Annotated in this window: 1 protein-coding gene and 1 pseudogene; both read right to left on the bottom strand. The window is 70.0% G+C overall.

Annotated elements, in window-relative coordinates; translation table 11 throughout:
- Positions 1–455: pseudogene (locus GJ693_RS16200) on the bottom strand (TIGR01777 family oxidoreductase); the annotation flags it as partial.
- Positions 448–986 (bottom strand): DUF4166 domain-containing protein (locus GJ693_RS16195; RefSeq protein WP_156257247.1); only part of this gene is annotated, 539 nt, incomplete at its 5' end. The gene GJ693_RS16195 and the pseudogene GJ693_RS16200, both read right to left, overlap by 8 nt.

The raw sequence follows: 986 nt of genomic DNA, 5'->3' as shown, positions 1-986 counted from the left end.
GAAACCAGCACGCCGGCCGCGGCCAGCCCGCACAGCCAGCCCGCCAGGCCATGGTCCGCCGGCAGCAGCGCGGTGGGCTGCCCGACGCCCTGCCACAGCCAGGGCAACAGCAGCGCCAGCAGTGCGCCATAATTGAGGGTGAGCAATGTGTGGGTGATGCGCTCGCTGGCCGGCAGCTGGCGGCTGCGGTCTTCCTCCACGAAATCCCACAGGGTGATGATCAACTCGCCAACAAGCAGCGCCAGCAGACCGGCCGCCCACAGGCCGTAAGGCACGACCAGGCCCAGCGCCAGGAACAGCACGGCATAGGCCAGGTTGCGCACCCCGTGCAGCAGCAGTTCGACGCGCTGGCCGGGTCGCCACGCCAGCCGCTCCGTCAGTTCGTGGTGATAGAGCGTGTCAAAGCCGCCCATGGCCATCTGGGCGAACAGCAAGGTCCACAGCGCGTCAGTCATGGCGGGGCTCCTTCATGTCGTGGAAGCGGCTGACCTGGCGGATCACGTCGCCAAGCAGCGGGTGGTGAAGTTCGAGGCTGAACAGGAAGCTGCCATCGCCGCCGTCGACATGGTCGATGGTCAACCGGCCAGGGGCGATCAGGGCGGGCAGGCGCCAGCGGCGGGCGCCGAACTGGATGAAATAATGATCGCTGGCAAAGCGGATGCCGCCGGCGATCGGGGCGACGGTGAGGGCGATGCCAAAGCCGCCGCCCAGATATTCCTCCAGCCCGGTCGGCCCGGCAAAGCGCTTGGCGCTGTGGATCACCTGGGGAAAGCCGCGGCGCCGAGCATAGACCCGGGTCCACACTTGGCCGCCGCTGGCGCCGTCTTCCGTCACCGTCACCACCGCGGCGGTGCCGCCGCCCCGGTCCAGCGGCAGCGGTGCCCCGATGGCGCGGGCGGCCTGGGCGAGCAGCCAGCCGGCGACGCCCATGCAGCACTGCACGACATCGCCGGCATAGGTGGCCGACTGGCCGGGGCCGAGGCGCT

The organism is Sandarakinorhabdus oryzae, from assembly GCF_009733735.1.
GTDB lineage: Bacteria > Pseudomonadota > Alphaproteobacteria > Sphingomonadales > Sphingomonadaceae > Sandarakinorhabdus > Sandarakinorhabdus oryzae.
Note: the sequence above shows the minus strand (reverse complement) of the source record. Positions and strands in the feature narration are given on the sequence as shown.